Annotated in this window: 17 protein-coding genes and 1 tRNA gene; 16 read left to right on the top strand and 2 right to left on the bottom strand. The window is 63.1% G+C overall.

Annotation, left to right across the window (positions count from 1 at the left end):
• Nucleotides 1-50 precede the first annotated feature (50 nt).
• The 9 genes from AC07U1_RS04235 to AC07U1_RS04195 all read left to right on the top strand — a co-directional run bounded on the left by AC07U1_RS04235 (nt 51) and on the right by AC07U1_RS04195 (nt 12,342).
• On the top strand, nt 51-1,286 hold the full coding sequence (locus AC07U1_RS04235) for a TolC family protein (RefSeq protein WP_003046513.1): 1,236 nt from the start codon (nt 51-53) through the stop codon (nt 1,284-1,286).
• A complete protein-coding gene (locus AC07U1_RS04230) occupies nt 1,283-2,545 on the top strand; it encodes an efflux RND transporter periplasmic adaptor subunit (RefSeq protein ID WP_003046516.1) in 1,263 nt (420 codons plus the stop codon). The genes AC07U1_RS04235 and AC07U1_RS04230 overlap by 4 nt, the downstream gene beginning before the upstream one ends.
• A 17-nt stretch (nt 2,546-2,562) precedes the next feature.
• Nucleotides 2,563-5,724: an efflux RND transporter permease subunit gene (locus AC07U1_RS04225; RefSeq protein ID WP_037553392.1), complete on the top strand. Its 3,162-nt coding sequence runs from the start codon at nt 2,563-2,565 to the stop codon at nt 5,722-5,724.
• 117 nt (nt 5,725-5,841) lie between these two features.
• Nucleotides 5,842-6,438, top strand: a complete 597-nt coding sequence (locus AC07U1_RS04220) for a cation efflux transmembrane domain-containing protein (RefSeq protein ID WP_003046522.1) — start codon at nt 5,842-5,844, stop codon at nt 6,436-6,438.
• A 426-nt stretch (nt 6,439-6,864) separates the two neighbouring features.
• Complete coding sequence (locus AC07U1_RS04215; RefSeq protein WP_495177320.1) at nt 6,865-8,196, top strand: tyrosine-type recombinase/integrase; 1,332 nt, start codon at nt 6,865-6,867, stop codon at nt 8,194-8,196.
• Entirely contained in the window at nt 8,187-8,708 is a 522-nt protein-coding gene (locus AC07U1_RS04210; RefSeq protein WP_495177321.1) for a hypothetical protein, read from the top strand. Before AC07U1_RS04215 ends, AC07U1_RS04210 begins: the two co-directional genes overlap by 10 nt.
• A gap of 107 nt (nt 8,709-8,815) precedes the next feature.
• The gene (locus AC07U1_RS04205; RefSeq protein WP_495177322.1) at nt 8,816-9,031 is read left to right on the top strand and encodes a helix-turn-helix transcriptional regulator; all 216 of its coding nucleotides are present in this window, start codon (nt 8,816-8,818) and stop codon (nt 9,029-9,031) included.
• 174 nt (nt 9,032-9,205) lie between these two features.
• Entirely contained in the window at nt 9,206-11,452 is a 2,247-nt protein-coding gene (locus AC07U1_RS04200) for a virulence-associated E family protein (protein WP_495177323.1), read from the top strand.
• Nucleotides 11,453-12,012: 560 nt separating this feature from the next.
• Entirely contained in the window at nt 12,013-12,342 is a 330-nt protein-coding gene (locus tag AC07U1_RS04195) for a hypothetical protein (protein WP_495177324.1), read from the top strand.
• Here the strand turns inward: AC07U1_RS04195 and AC07U1_RS04190 are convergent.
• Complete coding sequence (locus AC07U1_RS04190) at nt 12,339-12,926, bottom strand: hypothetical protein (RefSeq protein WP_495197654.1); 588 nt, start codon at nt 12,924-12,926, stop codon at nt 12,339-12,341. The genes AC07U1_RS04195 and AC07U1_RS04190 overlap by 4 nt on opposite strands.
• Nucleotides 12,927-13,128: 202 nt before the next feature.
• Between AC07U1_RS04190 and AC07U1_RS04185 the strand changes: the two genes are divergently transcribed.
• The 7 genes from AC07U1_RS04185 to AC07U1_RS04155 all read left to right on the top strand — a co-directional run bounded on the left by AC07U1_RS04185 (nt 13,129) and on the right by AC07U1_RS04155 (nt 17,544).
• Nucleotides 13,129-13,497: a hypothetical protein gene (locus AC07U1_RS04185; protein ID WP_495197653.1), complete on the top strand. Its 369-nt coding sequence runs from the start codon at nt 13,129-13,131 to the stop codon at nt 13,495-13,497.
• A gap of 100 nt (nt 13,498-13,597) precedes the next feature.
• A complete protein-coding gene (locus AC07U1_RS04180; protein ID WP_495177327.1) occupies nt 13,598-14,104 on the top strand; it encodes a hypothetical protein in 507 nt (168 codons plus the stop codon).
• A complete protein-coding gene (locus AC07U1_RS04175; RefSeq protein WP_495177328.1) occupies nt 14,094-14,501 on the top strand; it encodes a hypothetical protein in 408 nt (135 codons plus the stop codon). Before AC07U1_RS04180 ends, AC07U1_RS04175 begins: the two co-directional genes overlap by 11 nt.
• 19 nt (nt 14,502-14,520) lie before the next feature.
• Nucleotides 14,521-14,856, top strand: a complete 336-nt coding sequence (locus tag AC07U1_RS04170) for a hypothetical protein (protein ID WP_495177329.1) — start codon at nt 14,521-14,523, stop codon at nt 14,854-14,856.
• 9 nt (nt 14,857-14,865) lie between these two features.
• Nucleotides 14,866-15,237, top strand: a complete 372-nt coding sequence (locus AC07U1_RS04165; RefSeq protein WP_495177330.1) for a hypothetical protein — start codon at nt 14,866-14,868, stop codon at nt 15,235-15,237.
• Entirely contained in the window at nt 15,237-15,587 is a 351-nt protein-coding gene (locus AC07U1_RS04160) for a hypothetical protein (protein WP_495197652.1), read from the top strand. Before AC07U1_RS04165 ends, AC07U1_RS04160 begins: the two co-directional genes overlap by 1 nt.
• 622 nt (nt 15,588-16,209) lie before the next feature.
• Complete coding sequence (locus AC07U1_RS04155) at nt 16,210-17,544, top strand: deoxyguanosinetriphosphate triphosphohydrolase family protein (protein ID WP_495197651.1); 1,335 nt, start codon at nt 16,210-16,212, stop codon at nt 17,542-17,544.
• Between the two features lie 72 nt (nt 17,545-17,616).
• On the opposite strand, the gene AC07U1_RS04150 is transcribed toward AC07U1_RS04155, so the two are convergent.
• Nucleotides 17,617-17,691, bottom strand: a tRNA-Gly gene (locus AC07U1_RS04150).
• Nucleotides 17,692-17,739: the final 48 nt, after the last annotated feature.

The following is a 17,739-nucleotide window of genomic DNA, read 5'->3' as shown; positions in this document are numbered from 1 at the left end:
CGGCCCCTTTTCGGCCTGCGCTCAGTCGAATCGTTCAGGAGTGATCATTCATGCATATCCATATGCGCGCCGCCCTGTTGGCCGGGGCTGCGCTGCTGGCGGGGTCCGTTTGGGCCCAGCCGCTAACGCTCGACCAGGCGGTCGAGCGGGCCATCGCTGCATCGCCCGAGCTTAGAGCGGGCGAAGCGGGGGTCGACGCCGCGCGCGCCGACCAGCTGCAAGCCCGCGTCCGTCCCAATCCGACCGTGTCGGTCGACATGGACAATGGCGTCGGGACGGGCGGCTATGGCCTGTTCCGGCAATCGGAACTCACCGTCACCTATTCGCAGCCGCTCGAACGCGGGGGCAAGCGCGAGGCGCGAATGGCGCTTGCCGAGCGCGGTGTCGTTCTCGCCGAGGCGCAGTGGCGGCTCGTCCGGCTCGACATCGCCCAGGAAGTGCAGCGCGCCTATATCGACGTCCAGATCGCCGAGCAGATGGTCTGGATCGCAGAGGATCGCGTCAAACTTGAAAAGGAGATGCGGACCGAAGCGATCAGGCGCGTGCGCGGCTACAAGGATCCGCTCTTCGTCGAGACGCGCGCCGATGCCCGCATTCTCGAAGCCGAACTGGCCCTGAAGGAAGCCCAGGCGAAGCGGCAGTCCGCACGCGCATTGCTCACCTCCTTCTGGGGCGGCACGCCTGACAGCCTCGTTATCGCCGAGGGGATCGAGAAACCCGATCCGCGCGATCCGCCGCTCGCCGAAGCCGACGCGGCGGTCTTCGACGCCGCCGTCGACCGGGCCCGCGCGCAGGTCGTCGTCGAGCAGAGCCGTGCGCACCAAGACTATACGGTCTCGGGCGGCACGCGCTTTCTTCGCGAGACCAATGATGTCGCCGTTCTTGGCGGCATCTCGATCCCGCTCGGACGGTTCGACCGCAACCAGGGCAATATCGCCCGGGCGCAGGCCGAACGGCGGCAGCTCGAGTTCCAATCCGAAGCGAGCCGGCTCGAGCGGCTGCGGCGCCTCGCGTCGCTGCGCGCCGATGCCGACGCCGCACGCGTCCGGGCCGAGGGCATCATGAACGACGTCTATCCCAAGGCGGTGAAGACGCTCGGCCAGGTGCGCGAAGGCTATGCCCGCGGCGGGTTCCTGTTCGCCGACGTACAGGATGCCGCCGACGTCATCATCCAGATCCAGGGTCAGTGGGCCGAGGCCATGACACGCTACCGCGATTTGCTCGCGGAGATCGATCGCCTGACCGGCCGCTTCGATGCGGCTCCCCTTGCGGAGAATATTCCATGAAGAAGTTTCCATTTCCCGCCGCGGCTGCGGCGCTGTTCCTTGCTGTGCCTCTCGCTGCCTGCGGTGGCGGAGCCGAGGGCGAAGACAAGCATGAAGAAGGCGAAAGCCACGCTGAGGGCGAAGGCGAGGAAGATGCCAAAGGCCCGAACGGTGGCAAATTGCTCAAGAATGGCGATTTCGCGGTCGAGGTCATAATCTTCGAGAATGGCACCGAGCCGCAATTCCGCGTTTTCGCAACGCGGGACGGCAAACCGGTCGACCCGAAGGATGTCCAGCTCGCCATCACCCTCACGCGGCTTGGCGGCGACGTCGATCGCTTCACCTTCCGCCCGCAGGGCAAATTCCTCGCAGGGCAAGGTGTCGTCACCGAACCGCACAGCTTCGACGTCGAGGTTGTCGCGGTGACGGGCGGCAAGCGGCACGTTTGGAAATATGCGAACCCCGAAGGGCGCACGCGGATCGGGGCTGACGCCGCCAAGGCCGGAGGCATCGAAACCGCGGTCGTCGGACCGGCGACGGTGGGCGAAATGCGCGAACTCTACGGCACCGTCCAACTGTCGCCGACCGCCCGCTCCGAAATTCGCGGCCAGTTCCCCGGCCGCGTCGTCTCGGTGACCAAGGCGGTGGGCGACAGCGTCCGCCGTGGGGAACTGCTCGCGCGCATCGAGTCGAGCGAGAGCCTCCAGGTCTATCCGGTATATGCGACGGTCGGCGGCGTGATCGCCGAGCGCAACGCCAACCCCGGCGACGTCACCGACGGGCGCGCACTCTATGTGGTCACCGACCCGGCGCAGACCACGGTCGTCTTCAACATCTTCCCCCGCGACCTCGCGATCATACGTCCGGGCATGCGGGTGACGGTGGAGACGCAGGACGGCGCCGAAATCGCGACCGCGCCGCTCGGGCAGTTCCTGCCCGACGGCAATGTCGAGGCGGGCACTGCGCTCATCCGCGCGACCATCCCGAACCGCTCGGGAACGCTCCGCCCTGGCATGGCCTTGCGCGGCCGCGTGATGGTCAACCCCGTCACCGTGCCGCTTGCCGTGCGCACCGAGGCGATCCAGCCCTTCCGCGACTTCAAGGTGGTCTATGCCAATTTCGGGCAGGACTATGAGGTCCGGATGCTGAAGCTCGGCCGTTCGTCGCCCGAATGGACCGAGGTCCTGTCGGGCATCAAGCCCGGCACCGCCTATGTCACCAAGGGCAGTTTCCTCGTTCGCGCCGACATCGAAAAGTCCGGCGCGGGCCACGACCATTGATCGGGGAGCAGGATAACATGCTAGCCAGAACCATAGGCTTTTCGATCCGGCAACGATGGCTCGTCCTCGCGGTGGTCGCGCTCCTCTGCGCGATCGGCGCGTGGAGCGCGACCAAATTGCCCATCGACGCCGTTCCCGACATCACCAACGTCCAGGTCCAGATCAACACCAAGGCGGAAGGCTATTCGCCGCTCGAGTCCGAGCAGCGCATCACCTATCCGATCGAGACCGCGATCGCGGGCATCCCGAACCTCAACTATACCAGGTCGATCTCGCGCTATGGCCTGAGCCAGGTCACTGTCGTCTTCGAGGACGGGACCGACATCTATTTCGCGCGCCAGCAGGTCAACGAGCGGCTCCAGGCCGCGCGCGGCCAGCTTCCGCCCGGGATGGAGCCCGAAATGGGCCCGATCTCGACGGGCCTCGGCGAAATCTTCATGTTCTCGATCGAGGCCGAACCGGGCGCGCGAAAACCCGACGGCACGCCTTATACGGCGGAAGACCTCCGGACGATGTCCGATTGGGTCATCCGGCCGCAGATGCGCACGATTCCGGGGGTCGCCGAGATCAACACGATCGGCGGCTATGCCCGCCAATATCATGTGACACCCAACCCGGCCTCGCTCGCCTCGCTCAATCTCTCGCTCAACGATGTCGTCACCGCACTCGAGGCCAATAATGCCAACCGCGGGGCCGGTTATGTCGAGCGCAGCGGCGAACAGATTCTGATCCGCGTGCCGGGTCAGGCCAATAATGAGCGTGACCTGTCGCAGATCATCGTCACCACCCGCGGCGGGGTTCCGATCCGGATCGCCGACGTCGCCGATGTCGCGATCGGCTCGGGGCTCCGCACAGGCGCCGCAACCGAAAATGGCAAGGAAGTCGTCCTCGCGACGGTCTCGATGCTGATCGGCGAGAATCCGCGCGTGGTGGCGCAGGCCTCGGCCGAACGCCTCGTCGAAGCCTCGCGTGCGTTGCCGAAGGGTGTCGTTGCCAAGCCGCTCTACGATCGCACCGCGCTCGTCGAGCGGACGATTTCGACGGTGCAGAAGAATCTCGCCGAGGGCGCGCTGCTCGTCATCGTGATCCTGTTCCTGCTGCTCGGCAATTTCCGGGCCGCGCTGATCACGGCGGCGGTCATTCCGGTCGCGATGCTGATGACGCTGACGGGCATGCTCCAGACGCGGACATCGGCAAACCTCATGAGCCTCGGGGCGCTCGACTTCGGCCTCATCGTCGACGGGGCCGTCATCATCGTCGAGAACTGCCTCCGCCGGCTCGGCGAGGCTCAGCACAGGCTCGGACGCCTGCTCGACCGCGACGAGCGCTTCGGCCTAGTCGCTTCCGCAAGCGCAGAAGTGATCAAGCCGAGCATCTTCGGCATTATTATCATCACCGCAGTCTATCTGCCGATCTTCGCGCTCGAGGGCGTCGAGGGCAAAACCTTCCATCCGATGGCGATCACCGTCGTCCTCGCGCTTACCGCCGCTCTGCTGCTGTCGCTCACCCTGGTTCCGGCCGCGGTGGCGCTGTTCGTGACCGGCAAGGTCGAAGAAAAGGAAAATTGGCTGATGCGCGGGCTCGGCAAGGGCTACCGCCCGATGCTCGACCGCGTCCTCAATTGGCCGAAGGCTGCGCTGGCTGGTGCTTTGGCGCTTGTCGCGCTGAGCGGCGTGGCGGCGACCAGTCTCGGGTCCGAGTTCATCCCGGACCTCGACGAAGGCGATATCGCGATGCACGCGATGCGCATTCCGGGGACGAGCCTCACCCAGTCGATCGCGATGCAGGAGGCGCTGGAGAAGAGGATCAGGCAGTTCCCCGAAGTCGAGCGGGTGTTCGCGAAGATCGGCACTCCCGAGGTAGCGACCGATCCGATGCCCCCGTCGGTCGCCGATAATTTCATCATGCTCAAGGACCGGAAGGAATGGCCCAATCCGAGAAAGACGCGCGACCAGCTCGTTGCCGAACTCAACAAGGCGGCGAACGAGGTGCCAGGGAACAATTATGAGTTCACCCAGCCGGTGAAGATGCGCATGAACGAGCTGATCGCCGGCGTTCGCGCCGACGTGGCGATCAAGTTGTTCGGCGACGACCTCGATCAATTGCTCGAATCGGGGCAGGCGATCGAGGAAGTCGCGGGCGGGATTGCGGGCGCGCAGGACGTGAAGCTCGAACAGGTCACCGGCCTGCCGATGCTCTCGGTCACGCCCGATCGCGACAAGCTCGCGCGCTACGGTGTCAGCATGGAAACGGTGCAGGATGCGGTTTCGACAGCGACCGGCGGCCGTCAGGCCGGCGAGCTTTTCGAGGGTGACCGCCGCTTCGACGTCATCGTCCGGCTTCCCGAGGCCATTCGCACCGATCTCGCGTCGCTCGGCAATCTCCCCGTTGCACTTCCGGCCGGCGGCTTCGTGCCGCTTTCGGAGCTGGCGGAGATATCGCTCGCGGCGGGGCCGAACCAGATCAGCCGCGAAAATGGCAAGCGCCGCGCGGTGATCACGGCGAATGTTCGTGGGCGCGATCTGGGCTCGTTCATCGACGAGCTCACGCAAAAGGTCGAAGCTGAGGTCGTGCTGCCCGATGGTTACTACATCGAATATGGCGGCACATTCGAGCAGCTTCAGTCCGCGACCGAGCGCCTCCAGATCGTCGTGCCGCTGGTGCTGCTGCTGATCTTCGGGCTGCTGTTCATGCTGTTCGGCACGGTGCGCGATGCTGCGATCGTCTTCTCGGGCGTGCCTCTGGCGCTGACGGGCGGGGTCGCGGCGCTGGCGCTGCGCGACATTCCGTTATCGATCTCGGCGGGCGTCGGCTTCATCGCTTTGTCCGGGGTCGCGGTGCTGAACGGCGTGGTGATGCTATCCTTCATCAAGGATCTGCGCGAACGCGGAAAAGCGCTCGTCGAGGCGATCCGCGAAGGCGCGCTGACCCGCCTCAGACCGGTGATGATGACGGCGCTGGTGGCGTCGCTCGGGTTCGTACCGATGGCGCTCAATGTCGGGGCTGGGTCCGAGGTGCAGCGGCCGCTGGCAACTGTCGTCATCGGCGGGATCATCTCGTCGACGATCCTGACTTTGCTCGTGCTGCCGGCCCTGTACCTCCTGGTCCATCGACGGACCGCGAAGGCCGAAGAGGAAGAGCTGGCGCGCCCGAGCAGCGTCCCCAGCCCCGAAGGCTGAGACACTCCCGGATGGCCGCCATTCCCCCCTGTCGGCGGCAACCGAGAGTGCTGACTGGGGCGGAACCCAAGCGGGTTCCGCCTCCTTTTAGGGATGGTGAGGATTGAGGAGCTTGCAATGAATGAAAAAGCATCCGGGAGCGAACGCGAAAAGCGAACGCTCCAGATCGTTCTCGTCCTGAACTCGGCTATCGCGATCGCCTTCCTCGTAACCGGCGGGCTCGGCGATTCGAGCGCGCTCATCGCCAATGGGCTCGACAATCTGTCCGACGCCGCGGTCTATGCCTTGAGCCTCGTTGCGCTCAGCCACGGCCTGAAATGGAAAACCCGTGCTGCCACGGCATCGGGTGTCATGCTGCTGGTCTTCGCGGCCGGCGTCCTGTTCGATGTAGGACGGCGCTATTTCGAAGGCAGCGAACCGATCGGTCCGACAATGATGATCATGTCGGCCGTCGCTGCGGTGGTGAACTATGCTTGTCTGAAGCTCTTGCAGCGCATTCAGGATCCGGACGTCAACCTCAGAGCCGCGACAACCTTCAGCTACAACGACTTCATCTCGAACGGCGGCATCCTGATCGCGGGTGTCCTCGTCTGGTGGCTCGGTACGAACTGGCCGGACCTTCTGGTTGGATTTGCGACTGCGCTGATCGCGATCAAGGGCGGCATCGAAATCCTTCGCGACGCCCGCCAAGAGGCCAAACAGCAGAAAGATTAGAGCATGTGAGGCGTGTCGGATCGGCGGAAGAATGTTCGGACCTCTGCGAACAACGTCGCCGATCCTGCCCTAGAGGCACCCGACAGCTCGCTCCCATCATATTACGTCCTTATTACGCGAGGCAAAAATCGAGCCCACGTAACGACGCGTATTACGCCGCCATTCGGCGTAAGTGTCTGAAATTGTTAGGAAAACTGGAGCGGGCGAAGGGATTCGAACCCTCGACCCCAACCTTGGCAAGGTAAAGCCTATTAGGATTGGGTAGTCTCTCTACATATCTCGAAGCGTGACCTATCCCCGTAAAAACCTAGCTTTCTGAGGCATTTGGAGCTATCGGTAGCCTCGGTTGGGTTCGGTTAGGGTCGCGACGTAACTCTCGCGACGGTAACCCTAGTCGTAACCCCGGGAGCTAGCAGGAGACTTTGCATGGCATCGGTGGAGAACCTTGACAGGGTGCAGCACCAATCGAGAAATACGCGTTTGAGCGCGCAGACGGTCGAGGCCTTTCGAGCGCCGCCGAAGGGGACCCGGCTAGAGGTCTCTGACTCGGGCTGTCCGGGTCTCCGTCTCCGTGTCAGCCCTCATGGCGACAAGGCGTGGTCAGTTGTTTATCGGGTCCGTGGCGAGGCACCCGATGGGCGAGGGCGGGGCAACCCTCGTCGCGCCTCTCTCGGCAGTTTCCCGCACATCGACCTTGCCGCCGCCCGCGATCTGGCACGCGCCGCACTGGACGAGGCTGATCGCGGTGTCGACTACGCGAAGCGGCTGGCCGCGGAAGCCGAGCGACAGCGAGCGCTGGCGACGACCGGGGGGAAGAGCCCGAGCTGCGTAGAGGTGGTTGTAGACAGCTATATCGAGACCCACCTCAAAGATGCTTGGTCGAGCTGGCAGAACGCCGACCGCTGGCTGCGTAACGTCGTCGCCGTGGAGTGGGCCGGGCGCGAGATTACCAGCATCCGGCGGCGCGACGTCGTCGACCTCCTCGACAAGGTCTCGAGGGAACGCACGGCGGCGGCCGTGATCGAGGTTCGGAAGCATTTGAACGGGCTGATCAATTGGGCAATCGCCAGCGACAAGTACGACCTCGGTGCCAGTCCGATGTTCGGCATCAAGCGCAAGGAGAAGTACGTCCCGCGCGACAACACCCTCACCCGGCCCGAACTCCGCAGGGTGTGGGACGCGGCGGGGGAAATGGGTTACCCGTTTCGGGAGATGTTCCGCCTGCTCATCCTGACCGGTCAGCGCCGATCCGAAGTTGCCGAGCTTCAGGCCAGTTGGCTGTTCACCCGAGAAGACGGCGCCGGGAGCGGTGTGCGCGTTCCGGCCGCGGCCTACAAAACCGGAAAGATGCACGAGTACCCGTTGTCGAAACCAGCGGTCGCCATCGTGGATACCCTGCCCAAAAGGGAGGACGTCGAGCGGCCCTATCTCCTCAGCGGGACACACACAAAGTCGCCGGTGGGGAAGGCGCCGGTGAGCGGCTTCTCGAAGGCCAAGGCGCGGTTGGACCGCATCATATCAGAACAGACCGAGAAGGCGCGGAAGAAGGGCATCGACCTTCCGCCAATGCCCGCGTTCACCGTCCACGACATACGGCGTTCGGTCGCCACCGGCATGGCTGAACTCGGGGTGTCCGTCGAGCACATCGAACGCGTTCTTGGGCACGAACTCGGTGGCGTGGCCAGCATCTACAACCGCCACGACTACTTCGCGGAGAAGTTGGCAGCGCTGGAACTGTGGGGTGAGCAATGGAAATGACACATGCCGAGCGGGCCGACCTGCTTGCTATAGTGAACAGGCACGTTGGCGAGGTTTACGCCCGAGAGTCCCGGGCCGCCGGAGACACTGGTGATGCAGCGAAAGCAGCCCGCAGGCAAAAACGTGAACAATTGAAAGCGTTGCGCAGGGCCTGGGACAACTTGGACGCGGAGTTGCAGCAAGATGTAATCGGGCATGTGCTCAGGATGTGGGAAGAGTATGATCACGAAAGCCAACTCCCCGATGTGGGTCGCATTGCGGACGATCTCGCAGCAGCGATGAAACGCGCGCCTCACCGCGAAGAGACATATCCGGGGTTCAAAGAAGCGACCCTTTTTCTCTGGCGGGCGTTTTACTCGACGTGGGGCGGGCCGGCAGTGTTTGATGAGGACGCCCGGACTGCGATTGGCGGGGAGCTGGCGGAGTTGTTCGGCTTACCGCAAAAAGAAGCTGAGCGCCGCGCCAAGGACGATATTGACGAGGCACGAAAGAAGGGCTTGATCGGCGGGTAAGGCGCGCGATCTAGGTTCCTTCCCCCTACCCAGTTCCTCTAGACCTCATCCGATACGAAAACGCTCCCGAGCCCCCGCGATCCATCGGGGAGGAAGGAGCAAGTATCGTGCCTGAGCCCAGCCAATCGGTCGAGTTCATCCCCATCCGCGAGGTCGTCCGCATGACGTCGCTGAGCAAGCCCGTCGTCTACCGCATGATCAGCCGCAATGAGTTTCCCCGGCAGGTGACGCTTTCGCCGCGCCGTGTGGCGTGGGTGCGCTCGGACGTCGAGCGTTGGCAGCGGCAGCGGATGGGGGGCGAGGCGCCCCGCGAAGCCGCCTGAAGAGTCCCGCCCCCGGAGAAAAGGGGCGGGACAGGTCAATCAGGCGCTTGGACAGGAAACGCCGGGGACAGATATAGCTGTCCCCGTTCGAGGAGCAGAGCTCCTTCCGTTGATCGTTTCGCCCGGCATTTGATCCGTCCCGCTCCGGCATGATTGCTGAGAGTGAGGAATATTATGGCCGAAGATGCCATGCCGAAGACGAATGCCGAGGAGGCAGTCCGCTTTCTCGAATGGCTGCGCCCGGGCGGCCCTTGGCCCATCACGACAATTGCACCGGACACCGGCCGGACGCCGACGACTTGGCTGCGCACGGCCGCCGACATTCGCGCCTTCGTTGCGGCAAAGTCAGGCCAAACGAACGTGTATTATACTGTCGGTGTCGTTCGCGAGGGCGTCACAAAGAAGCCTTCAAAGGCTGAAATCGTCTCCACGCGCCATCTCCATGCGGATGTTGACCCGCCGAAGGACCTACCGCTTCCCGAGACAGAAAAGTGGATTGCCGATGCGCTCGCGCGGATTGAGGGTTGCCGGTCAGTGCCACCGGCGAGCTACGTCGGTCGATCAGGCAACGGGCTGCACCTCCTTTGGAAGCTCGATGAAGAATTTCACGTCGGAGGAGCCGCCGCGCAAATTGATGCCATAGAGACCTTCACGAGGGGGGTCATGCTCGCGCTGGATGCCGACAAGTCGACGATAAACGTCGACCGGCTTCTCCGCCTCCCCGGTACCATCAACCTTCCCGACAAGAAAAAGCGCGAGCGCGGGCGGCAACCGCGGCTGGCCACAATTGTTGAACTCACCGACCGGGTCTACGCGCTGGCTGAGTTCCCGTCGGCTGACGCGAAGGATGCGAGCAGCCCACCGCGCGCCGGATCGCCGCGCACAAAGCAGGACCGGGATCGCGCGGTGCCCCTCGACAAGCCCGCCGACCTCGACAAGTGGGAGGTGCCGGTTTGGATCCATGCCGTGATCGTCACCGGCGCGGACCCGGCTAACCCCGAACGATGGGGTGGCGATCGCTCGGCGGCGGTCTGGGCAGTTACGTGCGAACTCGCCCGGCGGCGCGTCCCACCCGGGCTGATCGCGGGCATTTTGACAGATAGCAAATGGAGAATCTCGGCGCACGTTTTCGATCAAAGGCGCCCGGCGGATTATGCATGGCGCCAAGTCGAGAAGGCATATGCTGCGGCGGAAGCAGAGGGCGAGCCCTTCCAGACCGACAAGGACGGCAAGCCATACGCCAACCAGCACAACATCCGGCTGGCTCTGTCGAAGATGGGTGTTGCCGTGCGGCACGACAAATTCGCTGACCGGATGCTGGTCGAGGGACTGGACGGATGCGGACCCCACCTCGACGATGCGGCACTGGATCGGATTTACCTCGATATAGATGATCGGTTTCGATTTCGCCCGGCGTGGGAGTTCTTCGTCAAGGTCGTGGCCGTCACCGCGCGACGGTCGCCCTTCCACCCGGTCTGCGACTATCTCGACGCGTTGCAATGGGACAGGACGCCGAGGCTGGACAGCTGGCTCCCTACCTATGGCGGAGCCCCCGACACTCCCTATTCGCGCGCCGTCGGCGCCCTTATGCTTGTCGCGGCCGTCCGCCGCGTCAGACGGCCCGGGGTCAAGTTTGACGAAATGCTGGTGCTGGAGAGTAAGCAGGGGACGAACAAATCGTCAGCGTTGCGCGTGCTGGCGACGCGTGATGAATGGTTCATCGACGACCTCCCCCTGAATGCCGAGAGCAAGGTCGTGATTGAGCGGCTCGCCGGGCGATGGATAGCCGAGGCGGCCGAGCTCAAGGGAATGCGAAAGGGCGAGGTCGAACATCTCAAGGGCTTCCTGTCCCGCCAGCAAGATACCGCGCGCATGTCGTATGCCCGGCTTCCCGCCATCGTGCCGCGTCAGTGCGTCATATTCGGGACGACCAACAGCGAACGCTATCTGCGTGACCTCACCGGCAACCGTCGCTTCTGGCCGGTGAAGGTGGAGGGCTTCGACCTCGACCGACTACGCGCCGACGTCGACCAGCTATGGGCGGAGGCGGCAGCGCGGGAAGCCAGCGGCGAGAGCATCCGGCTCGACCCGGCGCTTTGGGCGGCGGCCGAAGAGGAACAGGACGCGCGGCGGATTGAAGACCCGTTCGTTTCCTCATTGTCAGCGGCCATCGGTGAACAATCAGGCAAGATCAGTTCGGAGGCGGTCTGGCAAATATTGCGCATCGTCGCCGGTCGTCGGACGCAGGACGATCATGCCCGGCTCGGCGACGCGATGCGCGAGCTCGGGTTCGAGCGAAAGCGCCTCCGTTTCGGTGGCGCGCCAGAATATGGCTATGTACGCGGCACCGAGGAGGAACAGCGCCAACCTATCATCATCGACGACGGCCGCGAGGGCGAGGGCCATGGCGATCCATATTGAGGCGTTCCTCCCCTCGCTGGAGAGGGAACGGCAGAGGGGGAACGGCGCGCGTCCAAGGATTGCTGGCGTTTCCGCTCGGCGTTCCCCCCCGTCCCCCCCGTTCCCCCCAGCCGCATAGACCCTGCACCTCCTGCGCCCAGAGCGGAGCCCTTCCCAACCGCTCTCTTACCCCTCTTACGAAAAAAGGGGGGAACGGGGGGGAACGGTAGACGGGGCTGGCGTTTTCCTGGGCGATTGCCGTCCCCCCTCGGGGGAACGGAGAGGGGGAACGGGGAGGAACGCTCCGTCGGGCAAATGGCGCCAATCCGGCCGTTCCGGCTGTTCCTCCGCGCGCGGGACGCGACATCCCCGGGCGACCCTAACCTTCGGGAGGCGGACGTCGTCAGCCGATAGGGCCATGAAATGTTGGACTCGCTGCCCCATGCCCCGCCTCGGGGTTACGGCGAGGGTCGCTGGAAGGGTAAAGAATGGAGCCCCCTTCCACCATGGCCATCCCCCGAGGTCGGTCGATCTGCCACCGCCTTCGTGCTGACCGACTGGCGGCGAGAAGGAGTATCGAAATGGACTTTAACAAGATCGCGGCCGAGTGGGGCACTTACGAAAGCTGGAACCTCACGCGCCCCCTCGCCATCTACTTGATGGAGGAACTTGCTCGGGCGCACCGGGATGACGAGGGCGAACGTCTGGGAGGTTTCGAGGTCGCAGCCTGTGGCTTGCAAATCGGGGTGATCAGTGACGAAGGTCGGTCGGACACCGAACTGATCGCGGGCGTACTGCGCTCCGTCGGGCAGCTCGCGGTTCTTCTGGCCTCGAAAGCCACCACCGAAGAGCAAGGCGAGGCGCTGGGCGCCATCCTGCGGGCTACGAAGGCAAGGGAGGACGGAGCTTAGCCCTTCGGTCGACGCCGACGCACCCAACCTGCCTTAGCCCGGGCGGCGTGACCGATGCTTCGGCTAATCGCGATCCGCCGCCCGGGAATGAACCCCTGATCCTTGGCCTCCATGTGGAAGTGGGACGCGAACGCCGGGTCGATACCCTTCAACGTGTATTTGGCGACGCCACCGGCTCGCTCGACGTCCATAAAGTGAATCGCACGACCGAGGCAGTCCAGCGCCGTGAGCTTTTGGAGGCGATTGCGGACAATACGCTCCAGCGCGTCGCGGCCACCCTCAGGCGCGCGAACGAAGACGTGGACGTTGCGAGACCCGCCCTCGGGATGCTCGTGCACAACATAATAGTCGAACGGCCCGAACGGGCGGTCCTTCTTCCGCTGGTTCAGCCACCAGCGACCGACGCGCGACCATAGGTTCTGAAAGAACGCTGTGGCGCCGTCTGGTTCGATGCCGAGGATGTCGAAATTGATACTGATCAGAAGGTTGAGCGGTCGGCCATTGTCGTTGGCGAACCTGACCGCGTGGAAGGCTCTCGCCGCCTGCTTCGGGCCTATCGCCCGCGTCCCCTGTTTTGTAGCCATTGCACCCACCTTATACTGGTGAGGCAAGGTTGGCATCATGTATTCTCTTTGTTCGCCCTATGTCTGGCACGCCCTGCCGCGCGGACTGGATTGACAATCGCCTGTTGTAGGCGAACACTGGTCCTGCCGCACTGATTGCCAGATAAGGATGTGTGTTATGGCTGTATATGGGTTTGGGGCCGCTTATGGCGGCTCCGATGATATGACTGATACCTTCATCAAGCGCGGCGGAGCTTTCGTCGGGTGGAAAAGCGCAGAAGCGCCCTTTGCCCATGCGATGCTGCGCCAAATCGAGGTTGGTGACCTCGTTTTCTTAAAATCGTTCCCCCCTTCAATGGGTTTGATCATCAAGGCGGCCGGTATCGTAACCGAGACCGCCGACCCAATGATGGACTATGATCTCGGCCTCGGCGTCGCGGTCAATTGGACCTTCTACGGCCCGAAGAAGAATGGCCACCGTTTGATCGGCAAGATTGGTGACAAGGCCGATTTCATGCGCGGGGGTACATTATACCGCGAATACAATCCTGACCTGCAGCGGAAGATTATCCAGCTGATATTGGGCGAGTAGCAACGTTCCCGCCGGGCGCATTTCGCGGCGCGCGCGTTGGCGGGGATAGCTCAACCCTTAACCGTCCGCTTTCGGCCGGTCGCCAGCTATCGTCGGCGGCATGTCGAACGGTATTCCCCTGACCCCGGATCGCAAGGCCGCCTTCATTGTCGAGCTCGGCCGCCACGGTATCGCAGCGCGTGCCGCGCGCGCCGCGTCCCCGCAGAGCAGCAACGGCGCGTTGTCGACCTTCAAGGATGAGCGGCAGCGCGATCCCACGTTCGCGGCTGCGTGGGAGGAGGCGCTGGAAAACGCACGGGCTGAGATCGAGCACGAAATCTACCGCCGGTCGACCGAGGGCGTCGAAGAGCCTGTGTATGGCGGCAAATACAAGGAGACAGTCGTCGGCACTGTCCGGCGGTATAGCGACCGCCTCCTCGAACTCCGTGCGCGGGCGATGCTGCCGGCCTATCGCGATGCCGCCTCGCTCAACGTCAACAAGCGCGTGACCCATGACGTCGACGTCGGCCTGCTAGGCGATGCGGTGACCTCGGTGGCGCTTCGTCTCGCCAACACATTCCGCCCGCCCATGAAGGTGATCGAGGGAGGCGTGAGCGATGACGCCTGACGCTGCGCTCGATCAGCTCGCGTTCTTCGTTGGGCTCCGCCTGATGGGCCCCGACGCGCGGCGACGTCTGCGCATCACCCTGTTGCGACACAAGGACGTCGCCGTCACCGCGCACGGCCCTGTCGAGCGCTTAGAGCGGCTCGACGCGCTGCTCGACGGTCGGCAGTCACCCGAGACCCTGCAAGACCACCTCGACGTTGCCCTAGCCCAGCGGGAGCGCTCCGCTGAGCCTTTCGACGCCTGCTTCTGGACCGCGCGTTCGGCGGAGCTGGTGAATGCCGGTTTCTCGACTCCGCAGGCCGCGCAAATTGTCGACCAAGTTCGCGCCCGGATCGCCCCCGGGGGCGACCCGATACCCACACAGACCGAAATGGAGGAGGAATCACATGCTGGTTAGCTTGAAACGGAAGCGCATTATGCGCGGCCGGGAAGAGGCCGTCGTCGAGCGTCATCAAGCGGCGCGCGACTTCGTCGCCGCGATCCGCGAAGCGGAGGGTGCCCTCGAAGCGATCAAGGCCGCCAACGACAAGCTTTACCGGTCGGACTTCATCGCCGAGCAGTCGGCGCTGAGCCAGCTTCGCTCGGGCCGCGAGCGCACCTTCGCGTTCCACGTGTCAAAGGAAGTCGACGAGATTGCCCCGCTGCTCGCCCGCGCGTTGGGCCTCCGCGTTGCCCGGGTGCAGGCCCCGTCCTTCGCCGACTTCATCGCCGCAACGTCGGCCGCCGACTTCGATGCGATCGTCAACAACTGAGGAGCCGTCATGACCATCCCCCAAAAGCGCTTTCGCATCACCAACCTCAAGCTCAAGGAGATTAGCACCGTGGATAATCCCGCACAGGTCGGCGCCGTCGCCGTGCTCATGAAGCGCGCCGAGACCGAAATCACCGCCATCTACAAGAGCGCCGTCGCGGTCGCGTCGGGCGAGAAGCCGACGTTCAGCGTCACCGACTATGAAGACGGCATGTTCGCGCGGGCCGCCGAGCTCGCCCGCGACATGCAATGCACGCCGGAACAGGCGCTGGCAAAATGCCTGACGACCGATCCGGCGCTGCGCTACTTCGCCTATGCTTCCGAAGTCGCCCGGGCGAACGCCTATGGCGCCGAGGTCCGCAAGCGTCACGCGGCGGCGTGATGCTGACCGCGGAGAATGCCGCGGCCGGTTACGCAGCGCTGTTCGACCCGCTGACCCGGGCGGCGCACCGGGCTTGCCTCGAACACGCCGCGGTGACCCAGCCTGACGGCTGGCCGACCCTACGTGACTGCCTCGCCTTCGCGCAGTTCTATGGCGTGGAGGCGGCGCCGTTTGCTGCATTCTTCGGCTATTTGGGCTGGGCCTTGGGCAAGCAGACGAAGTGGGTCGACGCCGTACACGGCGACGCATCGACTTGGGAGGCGCAGCAACTGGCGACAGAGGATCAGGCCCGGGCGTTCGGCTTCCTCCTCGCGTTCGCCGACATCGTCGCCGGAAAGGCGCCGGGGTGACGATCCGGGCCATAGGTCCCTATGGACGGATCGCCCGCGACCTCGACGGCGATCAGGCGACAACGCGACAGCGTCCGTGCCTTCGGTGCCGCAAGCCGTTCGATAGCTTTGGCCCAGGCAATCGCCTCTGCACGGCGTGTCGGGCGAACGCGTCGGCTCTCAGTCCTTACGCCGTGTGATTTCTTTTGCCACATATAGACGGATACAGATTGACTCATTGACGTGAATTTGTGAGTCGTGCGTACGAAGGGGGATGAAACTGCATGCATCGGCGCGTGGGCCTGTATCATGTTGGCGTTTCACCCCTGTCGCTAACGGACTCATTTATGACTCAATCTTGCGCTACGCGACGCGTTGGCGCACCCGTTTGTTCTCCGTTCGTTCAGGGAACATTAACGGGCAATATACGTTTTTGAGGCATGGTGTAAACGGACGAGGAGATGAACATGGCCATCGAAATTCCGTCTGACGATCAAGTCGTCGAAGCCCTTCGCTTGCTGGGGGGCGGGGTCTCCGCACGCTCGCTATGCGTCGCGCTTATCAATGCCGGGCACCCATTGCGACAGAGTCAGGTTGCAATTCAGCGTGCTGCTGAAAGAGGCAAGATTACGGTGCACGATGATTGGACTCTAAGCTTACCAGAAGCGGCTCTTGCGGCTTAGACGCATTGACGTGGGGGAAGGCCGACCGATCAGAGCGGCGGTACAAAAAATCAAGCAAAGACCAGCGTTCAGAATTTGAACGTGACCGGGATAGGGTGTTGTACTCGTCGGCCTTTCACAGGTTGGCGGGTATAACCCAAATCGTGCGAGCGGGCGAAGCCGACGTATTTCATACGAGGCAACAGCATACGATCAAAGTGGCGCAGGTAGGTCGTCGCGTAGCCCAAATGCTACTTGCGGAGCAGAAAGACGCGGCCGAGGCGCGTGGCCTCGACCCCGAGGTTGTCGAGGCGGCTTGCCTTGCGCACGATCTTGGGCATCCACCGTTTGGTCACATCGGTGAGCACACCTTGGATGAGTTGGTCCGAGAACATGATGACGAAGGATTCGAGGGTAATGCCCAGTCATTTCGGATCATCACAAAGCTGTCTGTTCGTTTCCCCGACTCTCCCGGCATAAACCTTACCCGAGCGACGCTAGCGGCATGTTTGAAATATCCTTGGACTCGCGCCAAAAAGGGCAAGAAGGCCAAAAAATGGTCTGCGTATTCCTCTGAGAAGGAAGATTTCGATTTCGCTCGCGAATTTCATTCGCACGATGAGAAGACGCTTGAGGCCGAGCTTATGGATTGGGCTGATGACGTCGCCTATTCCGTCCACGATCTTGAAGATTTTCACCGATGCAACGCGTTGCCTTGGCAACGCGTGTTCGATGAAAAAGAACGAATAATTGAAGGTGCCGCTGGCTCGCACCCGACCAAAGACGAAAAGATCAAGCTCACCGCGGCGTATGACCGCCTAAGAGGCTTTTTCGATGGATTTTACAGCGGCCTGCTTAGCGATCCCTACGATGGAACGCGCCTTCAACGCGAGCAGTTGCGCCGAATGACCTCAACCTTGATTGGTCAGTACATCGGCGGGATCAAGATCAATGAGCAAATCTCTTCGGACAAGGCGGTCACGTTCAAGGAAGAATGGCAGAACGAAATTCGCATTTTGAAGCAGATTACCCGCGACTATATCATCGGTAGCCCTACACTCGCGGCGCAGCAGCATGGACAAAAACGGATCATCACTGATCTGTTCGAAGCTTTGTGGAAGGGGTACGATTCAGAGCTGGGCTACCCGCCGTTCCTTCCTATCCGACTTCAATACCTCGCCACCGTAGAAGGAACGACCAAGCCGCGGTTCGTCGCCGATTGCATCGCAAGCCTATCCGAATCGGAAGCAGTGCGGCTGCATGCCCGGCTATGCGGAACGGCAACCGGCTCCGTGCTCGACCCCATCGTCCGCTAAGAAGCGCGTAGGGACCCGCAGGGTCCGCGTAACCCTACGCGTAACCCTAACAACAAACAGAAGATTAGAAACTGGAGCGGGCGAAGGGATTCGAACCCTCGACCCCAACCTTGGCAAGGTTGTGCTCTACCCCTGAGCTACGCCCGCTCTGGCGGCTGAAACCGGTCGGTTCCAGCGGGTGAGGCGGGCGCTTAG

Source organism: Sphingopyxis sp. GW821-FHT02C12, assembly GCF_059421785.1.
This window is presented reverse-complemented; position numbering and strand designations above follow the sequence as displayed.